The 13,161-nt window shown below is 68.7% G+C and carries 23 protein-coding genes; 18 read left to right on the plus strand and 5 right to left on the minus strand.

What is annotated here, in order from left to right:
* Nucleotides 1–4: 4 nt before the first annotated feature.
* Complete coding sequence (locus tag WC969_14825) at nucleotides 5–1,480, plus strand: hypothetical protein (GenBank protein ID MFA6031127.1); 1,476 nt, start codon at nucleotides 5–7, stop codon at nucleotides 1,478–1,480.
* 3 nt (nucleotides 1,481–1,483) lie between these two features.
* Here WC969_14825 and WC969_14830 read toward each other — a convergent pair whose 3' ends face one another.
* The 5 genes from WC969_14830 to WC969_14850 all read right to left on the minus strand — a co-directional run bounded on the left by WC969_14830 (nucleotide 1,484) and on the right by WC969_14850 (nucleotide 4,257).
* The gene (locus WC969_14830) at nucleotides 1,484–1,870 is read right to left on the minus strand and encodes a hypothetical protein (protein MFA6031128.1); all 387 of its coding nucleotides are present in this window, start codon (nucleotides 1,868–1,870) and stop codon (nucleotides 1,484–1,486) included.
* 229 nt (nucleotides 1,871–2,099) lie between these two features.
* Nucleotides 2,100–2,294, minus strand: a complete 195-nt coding sequence (locus WC969_14835; protein ID MFA6031129.1) for a type II toxin-antitoxin system HicA family toxin — start codon at nucleotides 2,292–2,294, stop codon at nucleotides 2,100–2,102.
* Between the two features lie 68 nt (nucleotides 2,295–2,362).
* Entirely contained in the window at nucleotides 2,363–2,569 is a 207-nt protein-coding gene (locus tag WC969_14840) for a type II toxin-antitoxin system HicB family antitoxin (protein ID MFA6031130.1), read from the minus strand.
* A gap of 51 nt (nucleotides 2,570–2,620) precedes the next feature.
* Nucleotides 2,621–3,481 (minus strand): hypothetical protein, encoded by an 861-nt coding sequence (locus WC969_14845; protein MFA6031131.1) that lies wholly within the window; start codon nucleotides 3,479–3,481, stop codon nucleotides 2,621–2,623.
* Nucleotides 3,482–3,519: 38 nt separating this feature from the next.
* Entirely contained in the window at nucleotides 3,520–4,257 is a 738-nt protein-coding gene (locus tag WC969_14850; GenBank protein ID MFA6031132.1) for a S24 family peptidase, read from the minus strand.
* A gap of 83 nt (nucleotides 4,258–4,340) precedes the next feature.
* On the opposite strand from WC969_14850, the gene WC969_14855 reads away from it, so the two are divergent.
* The 17 genes from WC969_14855 to WC969_14935 all read left to right on the plus strand — a co-directional run bounded on the left by WC969_14855 (nucleotide 4,341) and on the right by WC969_14935 (nucleotide 13,094).
* A complete protein-coding gene (locus tag WC969_14855; GenBank protein ID MFA6031133.1) occupies nucleotides 4,341–4,580 on the plus strand; it encodes a helix-turn-helix transcriptional regulator in 240 nt (79 codons plus the stop codon).
* A gap of 2 nt (nucleotides 4,581–4,582) precedes the next feature.
* Nucleotides 4,583–4,981 carry a hypothetical protein gene (locus tag WC969_14860; protein ID MFA6031134.1) on the plus strand — a complete coding sequence of 133 codons (399 nt, stop codon included), beginning with the start codon at nucleotides 4,583–4,585 and terminating at the stop codon, nucleotides 4,979–4,981.
* Nucleotides 4,982–4,984: 3 nt separating this feature from the next.
* The gene (locus tag WC969_14865) at nucleotides 4,985–5,209 is read left to right on the plus strand and encodes a hypothetical protein (protein ID MFA6031135.1); all 225 of its coding nucleotides are present in this window, start codon (nucleotides 4,985–4,987) and stop codon (nucleotides 5,207–5,209) included.
* Nucleotides 5,210–5,614: 405 nt separating this feature from the next.
* Nucleotides 5,615–6,160 (plus strand): HNH endonuclease signature motif containing protein, encoded by a 546-nt coding sequence (locus WC969_14870; GenBank protein ID MFA6031136.1) that lies wholly within the window; start codon nucleotides 5,615–5,617, stop codon nucleotides 6,158–6,160.
* Nucleotides 6,161–6,164: 4 nt separating this feature from the next.
* Nucleotides 6,165–6,734 (plus strand): hypothetical protein, encoded by a 570-nt coding sequence (locus WC969_14875; GenBank protein MFA6031137.1) that lies wholly within the window; start codon nucleotides 6,165–6,167, stop codon nucleotides 6,732–6,734.
* Nucleotides 6,731–6,895, plus strand: coding sequence for a hypothetical protein (locus WC969_14880; protein ID MFA6031138.1), 165 nt, complete (start codon nucleotides 6,731–6,733; stop codon nucleotides 6,893–6,895). The genes WC969_14875 and WC969_14880 overlap by 4 nt, the downstream gene beginning before the upstream one ends.
* Complete coding sequence (locus tag WC969_14885) at nucleotides 6,892–7,098, plus strand: hypothetical protein (protein ID MFA6031139.1); 207 nt, start codon at nucleotides 6,892–6,894, stop codon at nucleotides 7,096–7,098. Before WC969_14880 ends, WC969_14885 begins: the two co-directional genes overlap by 4 nt.
* Nucleotides 7,095–7,400, plus strand: coding sequence for a hypothetical protein (locus WC969_14890; GenBank protein ID MFA6031140.1), 306 nt, complete (start codon nucleotides 7,095–7,097; stop codon nucleotides 7,398–7,400). The genes WC969_14885 and WC969_14890 overlap by 4 nt, the downstream gene beginning before the upstream one ends.
* Before the next feature lie 2 nt (nucleotides 7,401–7,402).
* Entirely contained in the window at nucleotides 7,403–7,600 is a 198-nt protein-coding gene (locus WC969_14895) for a hypothetical protein (protein ID MFA6031141.1), read from the plus strand.
* Nucleotides 7,597–7,821: a hypothetical protein gene (locus WC969_14900; GenBank protein MFA6031142.1), complete on the plus strand. Its 225-nt coding sequence runs from the start codon at nucleotides 7,597–7,599 to the stop codon at nucleotides 7,819–7,821. Before WC969_14895 ends, WC969_14900 begins: the two co-directional genes overlap by 4 nt.
* Nucleotides 7,818–8,288: a hypothetical protein gene (locus tag WC969_14905; protein ID MFA6031143.1), complete on the plus strand. Its 471-nt coding sequence runs from the start codon at nucleotides 7,818–7,820 to the stop codon at nucleotides 8,286–8,288. The genes WC969_14900 and WC969_14905 overlap by 4 nt, the downstream gene beginning before the upstream one ends.
* Nucleotides 8,289–8,296: 8 nt before the next feature.
* Nucleotides 8,297–9,262: a PD-(D/E)XK nuclease family protein gene (locus WC969_14910; GenBank protein ID MFA6031144.1), complete on the plus strand. Its 966-nt coding sequence runs from the start codon at nucleotides 8,297–8,299 to the stop codon at nucleotides 9,260–9,262.
* A gap of 11 nt (nucleotides 9,263–9,273) precedes the next feature.
* Entirely contained in the window at nucleotides 9,274–10,197 is a 924-nt protein-coding gene (locus tag WC969_14915; protein ID MFA6031145.1) for a hypothetical protein, read from the plus strand.
* Between the two features lie 4 nt (nucleotides 10,198–10,201).
* Nucleotides 10,202–11,647, plus strand: coding sequence for an AAA family ATPase (locus WC969_14920; GenBank protein ID MFA6031146.1), 1,446 nt, complete (start codon nucleotides 10,202–10,204; stop codon nucleotides 11,645–11,647).
* Entirely contained in the window at nucleotides 11,647–12,264 is a 618-nt protein-coding gene (locus WC969_14925; protein ID MFA6031147.1) for a J domain-containing protein, read from the plus strand. Before WC969_14920 ends, WC969_14925 begins: the two co-directional genes overlap by 1 nt.
* Complete coding sequence (locus WC969_14930; GenBank protein MFA6031148.1) at nucleotides 12,264–12,500, plus strand: hypothetical protein; 237 nt, start codon at nucleotides 12,264–12,266, stop codon at nucleotides 12,498–12,500. The genes WC969_14925 and WC969_14930 overlap by 1 nt, the downstream gene beginning before the upstream one ends.
* A gap of 18 nt (nucleotides 12,501–12,518) precedes the next feature.
* A complete protein-coding gene (locus WC969_14935; GenBank protein MFA6031149.1) occupies nucleotides 12,519–13,094 on the plus strand; it encodes a putative metallopeptidase in 576 nt (191 codons plus the stop codon).
* Nucleotides 13,095–13,161 lie beyond the last annotated feature (67 nt).

The raw sequence follows: 13,161 nt of genomic DNA on the forward strand, positions 1-13,161 counted from the left end.
AACCATGAAGAAGCTCGTCGCCCTCGTCCTCGCCCTCCTCTTCGCCCCTGCCGCGCTCGGCCAGTCCGTCGGCGCCAGCCAGATCAAGAAAAAGGCGAACGCGGGCCTCGTCGCCGACACCGCGAACGCCCTCGCCATCGGCGTGTATCGTGGGACGACGGCCCCCGCCTCTCCGGTCACGGGGCAGCCGTGGCTCGACACGTCGGTGACCCCGGCGGTCCTCAAGAGCTACAACGGCACGGCCTGGGAGATCAGTCCGACCGGCGCGGCCATCACGCAGGCTGACCTCACGTCGCTTCCGGCGAGCCCGACCGACGGGATGATCGTCTGGGCATCCAGCCTGCGGCGCGCAGTCATCTACGACGCCACGCTGACGCAGTGGTATTACCTCGACGCCAGTAACCGGCCCGTCACGGCGAACCACAGCACCGACATCGCGGGCTACCCCAACTCGCCCATCGGCGCCGCTCCCGCTGCTTCCGGCTCGGTCACCGCCGGGGGAGCGGTGACGGTCGGGACGCACGTCTGCGCAGTGGTGGCGTACAACTCCATCGGCGGGAGAACCCTTCCGGGCACGGCGACCAGCACGCTGACCGCTTCCGCCGGACAGCAGACGCTCGCCCTCACGTTCACCGCGAGCGGAACGGGCTGGGTTGGGAAAGAGGTCTACTGTTCCAAGGTCGGCACGACGACGCCCCTGTTCTGGATCGCCGCCATCGACGACGTGACCACCGGCACCTACAACGTAACGGTGGCGGACGGGAGTTTCGCCACTACGACGGCGCCGGACAAGGACTTCTCCTCCGCGCTCCCGACGGGCTGGACCGGCTATACGAACGACCGGACGCGGGGCGGGTGCGGCTCCACGGGCACGTCCATCCTGTGCTACCACAACAACCTCGTGACCCCGACGACGGGCACCAGCGGAGCACGGGCAGGCTACGTGTTCGGCGCCGGTAGCCCTACGTGGCGCGCACGCTGGCGGGTCGATCGGTTTGAGCGGGGGTTCCCCGGGGCCACCACCGGCGGGGCTTACTATTTCGGGTGGGCCGCGTGGAATTCCATCGGGACGGTGGCGAGCGACGCAGTGGCGACCGGGCACTTCTCCAGCACGGCTGTGTCGGCGACGCAGGCGTTCCTGTTCGATTCGTGGCGGCGGACGACGGCGGCCGCGTGGACGAACGTGAACGAGGACCAGGCACAGAACTTCCCGGTACTCGGCTGGCCCGCCTACATACAGGCCACGTCAAGGGCCGAGGGGGCGAATTACGCAACGACGTGGGCGGCATCGCCGAACGGGAAGGACTGGAACCTCACCCCGCGCGCAACGGGTAACCAGCTGACGGTCTGCGCAACGCTCTTGACCGCCTGCACGACGGTCCAGCCCACGAGCATCGGCGTCATCGTGGAGGGGCTCGCAACCTCCCCGAGCGTCGGTGGCCTGGTCGAGATCTCTCAGTTCACGTGGCAGGCCGAGTAATCGTCAGGCGTCTGGCATTCCTGTTGGCTTCCGGAGAATGGCGCTGAGCCGCTTCTTCTTCTCGCCCGCGTCGCGCGTGTAGACCCGGACCGCCGTCGGCTCCCCGAACGGGTCATTCTCGGGGCGCTCTTCGACGACGCTGAGGCCCATCGTGTAGGGGACGGGCACAGGTTCAAGCTCGCCCGACCGGTCCCCCCGCGCGTGCTCGAGGCCGTGGAGGATCGCCGCCAGGGCCTCGAGGACGGCGTCGAGCTCGGGGTCACGGGGGCGGTTGACGTTGAGGCGCTTGAAGAGCGCGGCGAGGGCCTTCTCTGTCGCCCGGAGCCCGGCCTCGGCCCGCTGGAGGCGGTTGTGGAGGTCGTAGGGGGAGGGCGGGAGGCCGGTGGGCACGGGGGAAGGCTACTCCTTGCACCTCATCCCAGGTCCCGAAACAGGAAATGCACGCATGGCGGTAAGGCGACAGGTCCGGCTTCCTCGGCTGGTAATAGAGCGGCCGGTAATAGAGCAGCCGGGGAAGGCGGAAACCCGCCCTCCGTGTTCACCGGGGAGGCTCCGCCGTTCACGGGAGTGGGCGTTTCGTTCACCGTAGGCCGGTCCCGGTCACACGGGAGGGGCGGGCTCAGAAGTCTCCTCGCAGGATCTCGAGGAACTCGTCGACGGTGAGATCCAGGATCCGGATGATCGACCGCAGCGTCCCACGGTCCAGCTCGTCGTGCAGCGGGACGACGACGGGCGAGCGGCCGACGCCCGTCAGGCGGGGATGGCTCCCGCGCCAGACGCAGGCCATGAAGGCGTGGCTTCCTTTCGTCCTCATCACCTCGTAGCCGATCCTGCGGAGCGCAGCGACACATTCGGCTCCAGAGACGACCGGAAGCCGGGCCATCAGACCGAGATGGTCTGAAGCTCCCAGCCGTCAGAGGAGGCCGGAGCGGAGTCCGGATCCACCTCGAGGTAGAGAGCGATGGCCTCCCGGATGTTGGCGAGGGCCTCCTCCTTCGTGCGGCCCTGGGAAAGACAACCGGGCAGCGCGGGGCAGGAAGCCACCACGTAGCCGTCTTCGCCGGGGCTGAGGAGGACGGGGAGCACCATCGCGGCAAGTCTACTCCGGGGGCTTCTGAGGCGCGGGGGCGGGGGCGGGGGTCACTTCCTGACGTACCAGGACGAAGCGACGTGCGCCAGCAGCTTCGGTTCCACTTCGCCGGTCCGCACGTACTTCACGACGATCGTCCCTGCCGCCTTGTCGGCCGAGACGATGGTCGCCTCGAGTCGGTACGAGGAGTTGAAGATGTCGGTCCCCGGCGTAGCGGTTGCCCAGGAGAGGTTCCGGAACGGAACCCGGGTGGGCGTTGGGCGCGCGGCGGGGGAGAGGGTGGTCGTCACCCTCGCGGCGCTCGCCTCATCGCAGACCTGCAGCTTCCTGAGTGCTTTCGGCGTCGCCTCCTTCTCATCGGTGGTGCGCCACACGGAGTTGAAGCGATTCGTGTAGAGGACAACACGGAACCCCTTGTCCGCGGCGAACCGGTCCACGCCGCCAGGGAGGACCTTGCCGTAGAGGACTGTTCCGTTCCCAAGCGCGTCCATCATCTCGGGGTAGAGGTTGGACACATCGCTCTCGACGTGGAGCACGTCGCAGCCTGGTCCACGAGCCCGAAATCGGATGGCCAGGTTCTTCAGAAGCGAAGCATCGAACGTGCGATCCAGATGCTCAGCGGCCCTTACCCGCCCCACGGCGAGTTTCCCGGGAAGAGCGGCGGCTTCGGCCTCGGCAGCAGCCTTCGCGGCCGCCTCCTCCGTGGCCCTCAGCTCCTTGATTCGCGCGTATGCCTTATCGCGACCCGGCGTCTCGGGCGGGATCTTGGCGAGGACGCCTTCGAGGATGCGCGCGTTCGGCGCCCCCATGGCCTGCTCGACGAGCTGGTCGGGGGTCGGTTCTGTGGCCTTCGGCTGGCCGCCGCAAGCGAAGGCGAGGGCCGCTGCCACGACCACGACGAGCTTCTTCATGGACTTCCTCCGATGGCCGCACCGGCCGCCGTCTCCCACTATCCTCCGTGGTGCGCCGCCTCGACGCCCCACCACACCACCTTCGCCTTGACGACGTTCTGCACTGGCCGGTCAGCGAGAAGAACGTGCCGCGGCGCGAAGCGCGCCTCCGGGTTGTCGCTCTCGAGGATCAGGATGCCGTGCCGCAGGGTGACCCGCTTCACACAGAGTCCGTCCTCGGGATCGTCCACGAGCCAGATGGTCCGGTCTCGGGGGTGAAGTCGGTCCGCGCGACGGTCGACGAGGAGAACGGCCTTTGGCGGGATCGTGGGGCTCATGGACGACGCGACGCGGTCGGAGCCGAGGCGGACGCAGGCCCATCGGTCCTTCGGGCTCCCCGCGCCCCCCACGCGCCGCAGGAACGATTCGTGGAAGAAGTACACCTTCTCGTCGGGAACTGACGGGAGAGAACCCTCGCCGGCCGCCACGTCCTCAGCGACGAGAGGAGCGCCGATTCCGTGGAGCTCCCGGCCGCCGCCTTCGGGGGTGTGGGCCACGACCGGCTGAACCGAGCCGAGAGGTCCAAGCCCCGAGACTTCACCGAAATCAAGCCCGAACATCTGGACGAGCTGCGCTCCGATCACCGGGTCCGGGATCGCCTTGCCCGAGAGGAAACGGCTGATCTCGTATTCGTCCGCCCCTGTGCGAAGAGAAGCCCGCTTCTGACTCCCCCGTTCGGCCTTCGCGAGCGGTTGCAGGAGGGCAGCGATCTCGGACCAGCTCCGGGCGGAAGCCATTGCACGAGAAGGGTATCCCCGGATTCTTGCGTCCTTGCAAAATAGTTCTTGCATTAGCGCTACAACCGGCCTATCTTTCTTGCATGGGCGCAACCACCGAAAAGATCCTGACGCTGGCAAGGGACAACGGGCTCCTCCAGAAGGACATCGCCGTGGCGACCGGTCTTTCGGAGAGCGCTGTCTCTCGTCTCTTGAACGGTGAGACGAAGCGGGACCTTAGCCTTCCCGAAGTCGAGTCAATTCTCCGCGTTCTCCGCGAGCGCACCGGCCGACGCCGTGGCCTCACCCTGAACGATCTCGTCGGCAGCTCCAAGGCGGCCTGACCGTGTCCGCCCTCTCGCCGGCCCTCCGCTCCTCCCTCGCTGCCCAGCTCGACGCCCTCGACGCGAGCCTCGCCCCCGTGCCGCCTCCCGCCCCGCGCGTCTTCAGCACACCGCCCGTGCCCGAGGCGCCGACCGTTACCCTCCCGCTCTCGGTCGCCCTCGAGGCCCAGGGCGCCCTCTACCGCTACGCGGCCCAGCTCGAGGCCGCGGCCAAGGCGACCCACGGCCCGACGTCTGACGACGTGGCCGCCGCCTACATGCGGGCGGGCAGCGCATCGGTGGCCCTCGAGGCAATGAACCCCCTCGTCGAGGCCGCGCGCCAGGAGAACCGCCGTCGCCATGCGGAGCACCGCGAGGAGTGGCTCCGCCGCCAGCGGACGACCCGGGGCGGGGCGGCCTGAGCCATGAGCACTATCGCCGGCCGCTGGGATGACTACTCGCTGGGCGTCGCGCTCGACCGTCACGACTCCGCCCGCTACGACGCGCAGGCGCGTACCGAGGAGATCGACGAGGAGATCAAGCGGCTGAGGGCCGAGCAGGACCGGCTCGGAGAGGTCGCGAACCGGCACTACAACGCCGCGATGAGGCTCGCCAGGGCGCGGTCCAACCTCCGGAAGCGGGTGGCCTGACGTGGACGCCGCCACCATCCGCGCGCGACTCCAGGCCGAGGGGATCGCCGTCACCGCGCACCGCGACGGGACGTTCACCGCGGGGATCATGAAACCCCGGCGGGAGTCCTGGGTGCTCTGGCTGCGGGACAGGGTCCGGCAGTTCCCGGGCATCGAGGTCATCGCGAGGATCGAGCGCCCCGCCGCCGATCCGTATTTCGCGCATGCCGAGATCCGTTTCACTCTCGGGACGAGGCCCGAGTCCAGACCACGAGCCACCACATCACCCACCAGAACGGAGGTGCCCTGTGAAGTAGCGATAGCGGAGGGGGCCGTAACCCCGGCCCAGCACTGTGTATCCCTGGGGATGCGCCCCGGCTCGTGTGAGGGGCCGGGGCGCTTGTCCCCGGGCGAGACGGTGGCCGCATGAACGACGCCGTAGTGGAGGCCGCTTCTGTGCTTGAGCGCGTTCCTTCGGAGCTCGACGAACCGAAGGAACGGTACTCGCGGGCGAACCCCAGGCCAATTCCGTTCGAGACGTTCCACAAGTGGGAGCTCCGGTTCCTCGGCTCCTTCGAGATGGACGGCGACGACAGGTGCTGGAACTGGAAGGGCACGATCACCTCTGGATACGGCCAATTCAAGGTTGGCAAGCGTGGATATCCTGCCCATCGCATCTCCTACGAGATCTACAAAGGAAGGCTTCCGCGCGGCTTGGAACCAGACCACACCTGCCGGAACCGCAGGTGCGTCAATCCCGCTCATCTCGAGGCGGTGACGTTCAAGGAGAACCTCGTACGAGGCCTCCCCTTCAACAACGTTTGCAAGCCGCACGATTTCTGTCGGAAGGGGCATCCGATGACCGGAGCGAACGTGTCGCCAAATGGCAAGGACCGAGTGTGCCGTGCCTGCCGGAAGGAGAGGCTAGAGCGCAAGAGGATGGCGGGGAGCGGGACGAGGGAAGCGGTCTAGCCATATGACGGCAAGATGCCCCGGCGCCGCGACGGCGTCACTCCGAGAGTTCGCCGCCGAGTCGGAGCATGTCGACGCGTGGTTCCGGCGGCTCGTCAAGGCACTGCCGACGGGCTGTCGCGAGGACATCCAGACACGGACCGGCATCCCGAAGTCGACGATGGACGACGCCTTCCAGTGCCGCCACGTCCGCCCGCCGCTCGTCCTGGCCGTTGAGGGGCTCCGCGAAATCCGTCTCGAGTTCCGGCGTGACCTTGCCGACGACCTCCTCAGGTTGATTGGGCTGGCCGCGATACCGCGGCCCGACGAGACGCGCGACGCCTCGGGGCTGCTCGCCGTCAACGGATCGCTACTCGCGGCCGTGGCGGCCGTTCAGGAGCGTCTCGGTGAGGGGCTGGCCGACGGGGTCGTGACCCCCGCCGAAGCCTCTCAGGTGGCCGCAGCGCTCACGGAGACACGGACCCGGATCGACGTGCTGCTGGCCGCGCTCGGGCTCGGTGTCGCCGCGGCGGATGAGCCGAGGGATACGGCGACGCTGGCGCTCTTCGGGCGGCTGGCGGGAGTCGGGCGATGAGCGAGGAAGTCGTTCTCATCGAGCTCCAGAAGCTCGCCATCGCCGCTGCGGCGCTCTCTCGCCGAGCGCGCCGGCTGATCAAGCGCTACCACGTGGAGCGTCCGCCGAAAGACACGAGGGCCCCCGCTGTAACGGGGGCCGGAAAGGGAGACCAACGGTGAACACGAACAGAGTAGCCCCGCGCCTCCGCGTGGTCAACGCGGAGACCGAGGGTGGCATCGTCAACCCCGAACCGTGCGGCTGCTGCAAGCACGGGCACGCCTTCGCCGCATCGGAGCTGACGGTACGGCGCGGCGAGGACGGGCGCGGGGAGATCCTGCGGAAGTTCATCGCCGTGCCGGGCGGGTTCGAGGTCGCGTCGTGAGCGCTCTTCGTGCCTGTCGCTTCGGCGACCGCTGGGAGCTCGTCCGCGACATCGACGGCGTCGGCCGCCGGGTAGGGATCGTCCACGACAAGGCCGACGCGGACCGTCTCATCGCATCCGAAGACCTCCTCTCGGCGCTGCGGGACTTCGAGATCGTCGAGTGCGAGGCCTGCGACGGGACCGGCGAGGACGATCCCCGCTCGCCCGGCGACGCCTGCTATTTCTGCGGCGGATTCGGGAAACAGATCCGCGGGGGCGACCCGAACGCAATCCTCGCGGCCATCGCGAAGGCCGAGGGATAGGCATGAGCACCCTCCCTGAACTCCACGCCCCCACCTTCCGCGCCCTCCCGGCTCGCCGCGGCTTCGAGGTCGTGCCGGTGCAGGGCGACCCCTGGGCGACGTGCAAGCGCCCGGAATACGCGCACGCAATCGCGGTCCTCCTCTCGGAGTGCTCGCGGGAGCGCCTCGCGCGTCTTCTCGCCGAAGGAGAGAAGTCATGAACCCCGCCGCCACCCGTGCGCCCGCCATCCCCCCCTGCGAGGTCGGCGTCCCTGTCGAGGGGTGCTGCCTTCTGCCGATCCCGAATACCTCGCAGTGGGAGGTGGTCTGCGCGTCGCCGTCCGGCCCCGCCCAGAGCTCCATCCCGACGCTGACCGAGTGGGGCGGACTCCTCTTCGCCGTCCTCCTCGTCGGCCTGGCGCTTCGGAGGATCCGCTCGTGAGTCGCGTCGTCTTTTTCGCCGTCCTCTTCTCTGTCGAGCTCGGCATCGTCTACCTCGCGGGCACGGAAGAGACCCGTGCCGGCCTCCGCGAGATCGCCCGTAACGGCTGGGTGCAGGTCCTCCTCGCGGTCGCTGTCGTGATCTTCTTCGCAACCTACTGCTGGCGCCGCGCCTACCTCGACTGGCGCACAGGCCGCAATGCGCTGCTCCGCTGGGAGGACGACCGCCGAGCGTACCGGGCGCGGGCCGAGGAGGCTGCGCGGCAATACGAGCCGGGCGGTCTCCTTTGGACCCCGACACCCGGCCAGGACCTGACGAATTCGCTCTTCCCCGGCGCGAAGCCCCCCTCCGAGTCCTCCCTCCTCGACGGCTCACCCGGCGGTCCGCTCCCCGACGAGTTGCGCGCTCCGTGGGGCGCCGTCGTCAAGTTCAAGACCCCGAACGATCGCGGCCCCCGCGCCGCTTAGGAGTTCCCATGCCCGAGACGATCGACCGCGAGGTCGCCGCGTCCTTCTTCGACGCCGACGCCATCCGCGAGGCCCCTCGCCGCCTCTACCGCTACGACGAGGCCGGCCTCCGCTACTACTACACCCTCGGCACCGGCGCGGACGGTGAGGCAGTCGCCAATCTCTACCCGAGCGTGACGACGGTCATCCGTCGGACGACGCCGATGCCCTACTTCCTCTTGACCTGGTACGCCGAGCTCGGGATGGCTGCCGCCGAGCGGCGCCGCGACGAGCGGGCCGCCTACGGCACGCTGATGCACCGGCTCTTCGAGCGGCTCGTCATCGCCCGCCAGATCGACCTCGACGCGCTCCCGGGCGTCGTCGCGTCCTACGCCGAGGAGCGGCACCTGCCCTGCGACACCGGCGGTTGGGCCCGCGACCTCGCCGAGGACCTCGTCGGCTTCGCCTCATTCCTCCGCGAGAAGAACGCGAAAGTCGTCGGGATCGAGGTCCCGCTCGCGTCGGACGCGATGGGCTACGCGGGCTGCGGCGACCTCTTCGCCTGGCTCGACGTGGAGCAGGGGAACGGCCCCGGGAAGAAGAAGACCTACACCCGCGAGCTCTGTTACGTCGACTGGAAGTCGAACCGGACGTCGTTCTACGAGGAGAGCGAGATCCAGTGCCACGCCTACGCCGCGCTCTGGAACGAGGAGTTCCCCGAGTCGCCCGTAACGCGCGTCTGCCTCTACGGAGCGAAGGACTGGAACGAGAAGAGCAAGGGCCTCTACCGGTTCAGCGACGTCACGGACGCCCCCCTCGCGAACATCTTCCCGAACCTGCTCGAGCAGTTCCGCGCGCGCGAGGCCGACAAGACCCGGACGCGCATCTCCATCGGCGGCACGGTCTCTCTCGACCAGGATCCGGCCTCCTGCTGGGAAGCCAAGCCGCTCGAGCTCCACCTCGCCCAGGTGCACGAGATGCGCCGGGCCGCCTGAAGGAGGACACCGTGGCAGTCGGACGAATCGTGAAGCGCCTGGAGCCCGAGATCGGCACGGGCGTCAAGCTCCCGCTTCTCGGGCGAATCAAGATCGGCCTGAAAGCAATCAGCCAGAAGACAGGGAAGGAGTTCCCCACCTCGATCGACTGGTTCCGCGCCGCCGGGAAGTACGCCGAGGTCTTCCACCAGGTCTACGGCCCGAAGCCGAACCGGATCCAGATCGTCTTCTTCTCGAACCGCGTCGAGGACGTCTGCTCGGAGCGCTACGAGGTCCGAGACGACAAGGGCCGCCTCCTGGCCGAGGGTGACGGTGAGACGTGGCGGTGCTGGTCGACGAACAAGAAGGAGTACGTCTTCGGGCAGACCTCGCTCGAGGAGGTCGAGAAGCGCTACGGGAAGCCGAAGGCCTCCCTGACGCTCTCCTTCATCCTCCCGAAGATCCCCTCCGTCTTCGGCCTCTGGCAGTTCAGGACGCTGGGCGCGAAGAGCTCCATCCCGGCGATCCGGGACACGTTCGACCAGGTCCTGGAGATGGCAGGGACCGTACAGAACATCCCCTTCGACCTCGGGATCGAGAAGGTGAAGTCCAACAAGCCCGGCGAGCCGACCGTCTTCCCGGTCGTCTCGCTGATCCCGAACCTGAGCCAGGAGAACCTCGACCTCCTCGCCGGCTACATCCAGGCCGGGAAGAAGTTCCGCGGCGTGCTGACCGAGGCGCGGATCCGCGCCCTCGTCGAGCCCGAGGATGAGCAGCCGGCGCTCCCCGCGCTCGCCGCCGCCCCGGATGCGCCGCAGGCATCCAGTGCGCCGGCCGAGGCCCCCGTTATCGACGCGGAGGAAGTCCCCGAGCGAGAGCGCGAACCGGGGGAGGACGACGACGAAACCGAAATGCCGCCCGCCGAAGACACGACGGGCGATCTGGGGTTGAGGTGAAGCGATGAAGGTCTCCCTCGTCACCATCGACAACGTCCTCGGGATCGAGCACCTCGAGTTCCGGCCCGGCATCGTCACGGTGATCTCCGGCGCGAACGGGACCGGCAAGACGTCCACCCTCGAAGCCGTTCGGTCAGCCGTCAGGGGCGGACACGACGGCTCCCTCCTCCGCGCCGGCGCCGAAAAGGGATCGGTCCGCCTCGTCCTCGAGGACGGGACCGAGATCATGAAGACGATCGGCAAGGACGCCTCGCCGCTGAAGGTCTCCCTCCCGGGGGCCGGCCGTGTCTCGAAGGGCCAGGCCCTCGTCGATTCGCTCGTCGACTCGCTCGGCGTCGACCCGATGGCCCTGATCAACTGCCCGGCCCAGAAGCGGGCCGAGTACCTCGCCGACGTCATGGCGCTCGACGTGCCCGAGACGGCCATCCGCGAGGCCGCCGGGCGGCCCGTGGCGGTGGGGAAGCTGCCGGCCGGGGCATCGGGCCTCGACCGCCTCGAGGCCGTCAGAAAGGCGCTCTTCGACGAACGGACGGGCCAGAACCGGACGGCCCGGGACAAGAAGGCGATGGCGACCCAGCTCCGGGAGACGCTGCCGCCTGAGACGAACGCGGCCGACGACCTCGGCGAGCTTCGGGCAAAGCGTGCGGAACTCCATAAGAACCGCGCCGAAGCGGTATTCGCCGCCGACGGCGAGGCGGCGCGGTGCGAGAAGGCGGCCTCAAGGACGAAGACCGACGCCGTCGAAGCAATCAAGGCGAACGCCCAGGCCGAGCTCGACGCCATCCGAGCGGACGCCGCCGAGCGCATCCGGACGATCGAGCGCGAGCGCGACTCGGCCCTCGAGCGGGTGAAGGAGCGCGCGCGGGAGGAGGCGGACGCACGGGCCGAGGAGGAGAAGGCGGCGTGCCACAGGATCGCAGCGGGCAGGCTCGTCGCGTTCGATGCGGCCGAGTCCGCCTTTGGCGTGCCGGCGAAGGCCCTCAGCGAGGAGATCGCTCGCGCAGAGGAGCGCGCGAAGGAGCACGCCCGCGCCGAGAAGACGCGGGAGATCCTCGCCGCGGCCGAGCGAGACGCCGAGAAGGCGGAGACCGACGCGAAGAGCCTGACGGAGGCCCTCGAGCGGATCGACGCCCTCAAGGGCTCGCTCCTCGAGAAGCTGCCGATCAAGGGCCTCGAGATCCGCGAGGGCGGCGTCTTCGTCGACGGCCTGCCGTTCGAGCGGATCAACTCCGCCCGGCAGATCGAGGTCGCTTTCCAGGTGGCGAAGCTCCGCGCGGGGAAGGTCGGGCTGATCGTGGCCGACGGCCTCGAGCGGTTCGACGAGGAGACGTACCGGACCTTCGAGGCGGCCGCGGCGAGCGCCGGCCTCCAGTTCGTCGTCGGCCGGGTCGGGTCGGGGGAGCTGGCCGTCCGGACGCTGCCGGCGGCGGAAGAGGGGGTCGCAGCCTGATGGCAAACACGACTACCGTCGAGGCCTTCCCGCTCTACTGGCCCGAGGGCCGGCCGAGGACGCCGAGCTACCGGATGCAGCGCTCGAGGTTCGAGACCGGATTCGGCGCGGCGCTCAACTTCCTCCGGGAGGAGGTCCGGCGGCTCAACGGCAGGAACCTGATCATCTCGACGAACGTCCCGCTTCGAAACGACGGGCTCCCTCGCGCGAACGTCTCGGTCACGGACCCGGGCGTCGCCGTCTACTTCGACCTGAAGGGCAAGAAGGTCGTCATGGCGTGCGATCGGTGGAACCGGACGCACGACAACCTCTACGCGTTCGGGAAGACCATCGGGGCCCTCCGCGGAATCGAGCGTTGGGGGAGCGGCGACATGCTCGAGGCCGCCTTCCGAGGCTTCGCCGCCCTGCCGGCGGCGGTCGTCGCACCGCGACCGTGGCGTCTTGCTCTCGGGTTCAACGGCTTCGAGGGCTGCGCGGCGACGCTTGCCGCCGTCGAGCTGCGGTATCGCGAGCTTGCCCGCGAGGCCCACCCCGACCGAGGCGGTTCACACGAGCGGATGTCTGAACTGAACGGCGCTATCGCTGCGGCGCGCGCAGAGATGGGGGGGCAGGCCTGATGTCCCTCCGCGCCGTCCCCGCGAAGCTCTACCTGATCCGCTGCGACACCTGCGGCGTCGAGACGGCCGGCTCGCTCATGCCTGTCGAGGCCGAGCTGCGGGCCGCCGAGGGCGGCTGGCGGACCGGGAAGAACCCGCTCCGGCACCTGTGCCCGTGGTGCATCGAGAAGGGGAGCACGCCCCTCGCGCAGACCACGTCGACCGTCCACACCACAACCCCACCCGTCGGGCGCTGAGCCCGAGAAGTAGAAGCCATGGCCAGAGGCCGCCGCATGAAGTCCGAGCCGAAGAAGACCTACGACCTGATCTCGAAGGAGACCGTCGAGGGGAAGAGCGTCTTCAAGTTCATCGCCGAGGTGCTGAAGCGTTGGAAGAAGGACCTCTCCCCGGCCCGGATCGGGGCCGCCTGGTTGGTCGGAAAGAAGCCCGACAAGGACGGCGTCGTGACCCTCGGGCGGATGAAGAAGTGCTCGGAGCTCGAGCGCCAGCTTCACTCGCTCGACGCGATCGTTCTCCTCAACCAGGACTTCTGGCGGAGGTTGAAAGACGAGCAGCGGCTTGCGCTCGTCCACCACGAGCTCTGCCACCTCGACCAGGCGCTCGACTCGAACGGCGAGCTCGCCTACGACGGGCACGGCGAGCGGAAGTGGCGCCTCCGGAAGCACGACGTCGAGGAGTTCAACGAGGTCATCCGGAACCACGGCTGCTACAAGGCCGACATCATGTCCTTCGTGAAGGAGGCGACGACGAAGGACCCGAACTTCTCGCTCTTCGAGGAGGCAAAGAAGGGCGACGTGACGAAGACCGAGCTCCGGGCGGTAGCGAGCTGACCGTGCGCATCCTCGCGATCGACCCTGGCACGTCGTGCGGGTTCGCCATCTGGGACGGCGGCGATGT

Source organism: Elusimicrobiota bacterium (genome assembly GCA_041660925.1).
Lineage (GTDB): Bacteria > Elusimicrobiota > Elusimicrobia > UBA1565 > UBA1565 > JBAZUV01.

Excerpts from the sequence above, each read along its gene's own strand:
- WC969_14925 (MFA6031147.1), top strand. The coding sequence starts at position 11,647 with ATGGCAAACACGACTACCGTCGAGGCCTTCCCGCTCTACTGGCCCGAG.
- WC969_14930 (MFA6031148.1), top strand. The coding sequence starts at position 12,264 with ATGTCCCTCCGCGCCGTCCCCGCGAAGCTCTACCTGATCCGCTGCGAC.
- WC969_14920 (MFA6031146.1), top strand. The coding sequence starts at position 10,202 with ATGAAGGTCTCCCTCGTCACCATCGACAACGTCCTCGGGATCGAGCAC.
- WC969_14895 (MFA6031141.1), top strand. The coding sequence starts at position 7,403 with ATGAGCACCCTCCCTGAACTCCACGCCCCCACCTTCCGCGCCCTCCCG.
- WC969_14880 (MFA6031138.1), top strand. The coding sequence starts at position 6,731 with ATGAGCGAGGAAGTCGTTCTCATCGAGCTCCAGAAGCTCGCCATCGCC.
- WC969_14840 (MFA6031130.1), bottom strand. The coding sequence starts at position 2,569 with ATGGTGCTCCCCGTCCTCCTCAGCCCCGGCGAAGACGGCTACGTGGTG.
- WC969_14870 (MFA6031136.1), top strand. The coding sequence starts at position 5,615 with ATGAACGACGCCGTAGTGGAGGCCGCTTCTGTGCTTGAGCGCGTTCCT.
- WC969_14845 (MFA6031131.1), bottom strand. The coding sequence starts at position 3,481 with ATGAAGAAGCTCGTCGTGGTCGTGGCAGCGGCCCTCGCCTTCGCTTGC.
- WC969_14825 (MFA6031127.1), top strand. The coding sequence starts at position 5 with ATGAAGAAGCTCGTCGCCCTCGTCCTCGCCCTCCTCTTCGCCCCTGCC.
- WC969_14835 (MFA6031129.1), bottom strand. The coding sequence starts at position 2,294 with ATGAGGACGAAAGGAAGCCACGCCTTCATGGCCTGCGTCTGGCGCGGG.
- WC969_14855 (MFA6031133.1), top strand. The coding sequence starts at position 4,341 with ATGGGCGCAACCACCGAAAAGATCCTGACGCTGGCAAGGGACAACGGG.
- WC969_14865 (MFA6031135.1), top strand. The coding sequence starts at position 4,985 with ATGAGCACTATCGCCGGCCGCTGGGATGACTACTCGCTGGGCGTCGCG.
- WC969_14910 (MFA6031144.1), top strand. The coding sequence starts at position 8,297 with ATGCCCGAGACGATCGACCGCGAGGTCGCCGCGTCCTTCTTCGACGCC.
- WC969_14875 (MFA6031137.1), top strand. The coding sequence starts at position 6,165 with ATGACGGCAAGATGCCCCGGCGCCGCGACGGCGTCACTCCGAGAGTTC.
- WC969_14935 (MFA6031149.1), top strand. The coding sequence starts at position 12,519 with ATGGCCAGAGGCCGCCGCATGAAGTCCGAGCCGAAGAAGACCTACGAC.
- WC969_14850 (MFA6031132.1), bottom strand. The coding sequence starts at position 4,257 with ATGGCTTCCGCCCGGAGCTGGTCCGAGATCGCTGCCCTCCTGCAACCG.
- WC969_14900 (MFA6031142.1), top strand. The coding sequence starts at position 7,597 with ATGAACCCCGCCGCCACCCGTGCGCCCGCCATCCCCCCCTGCGAGGTC.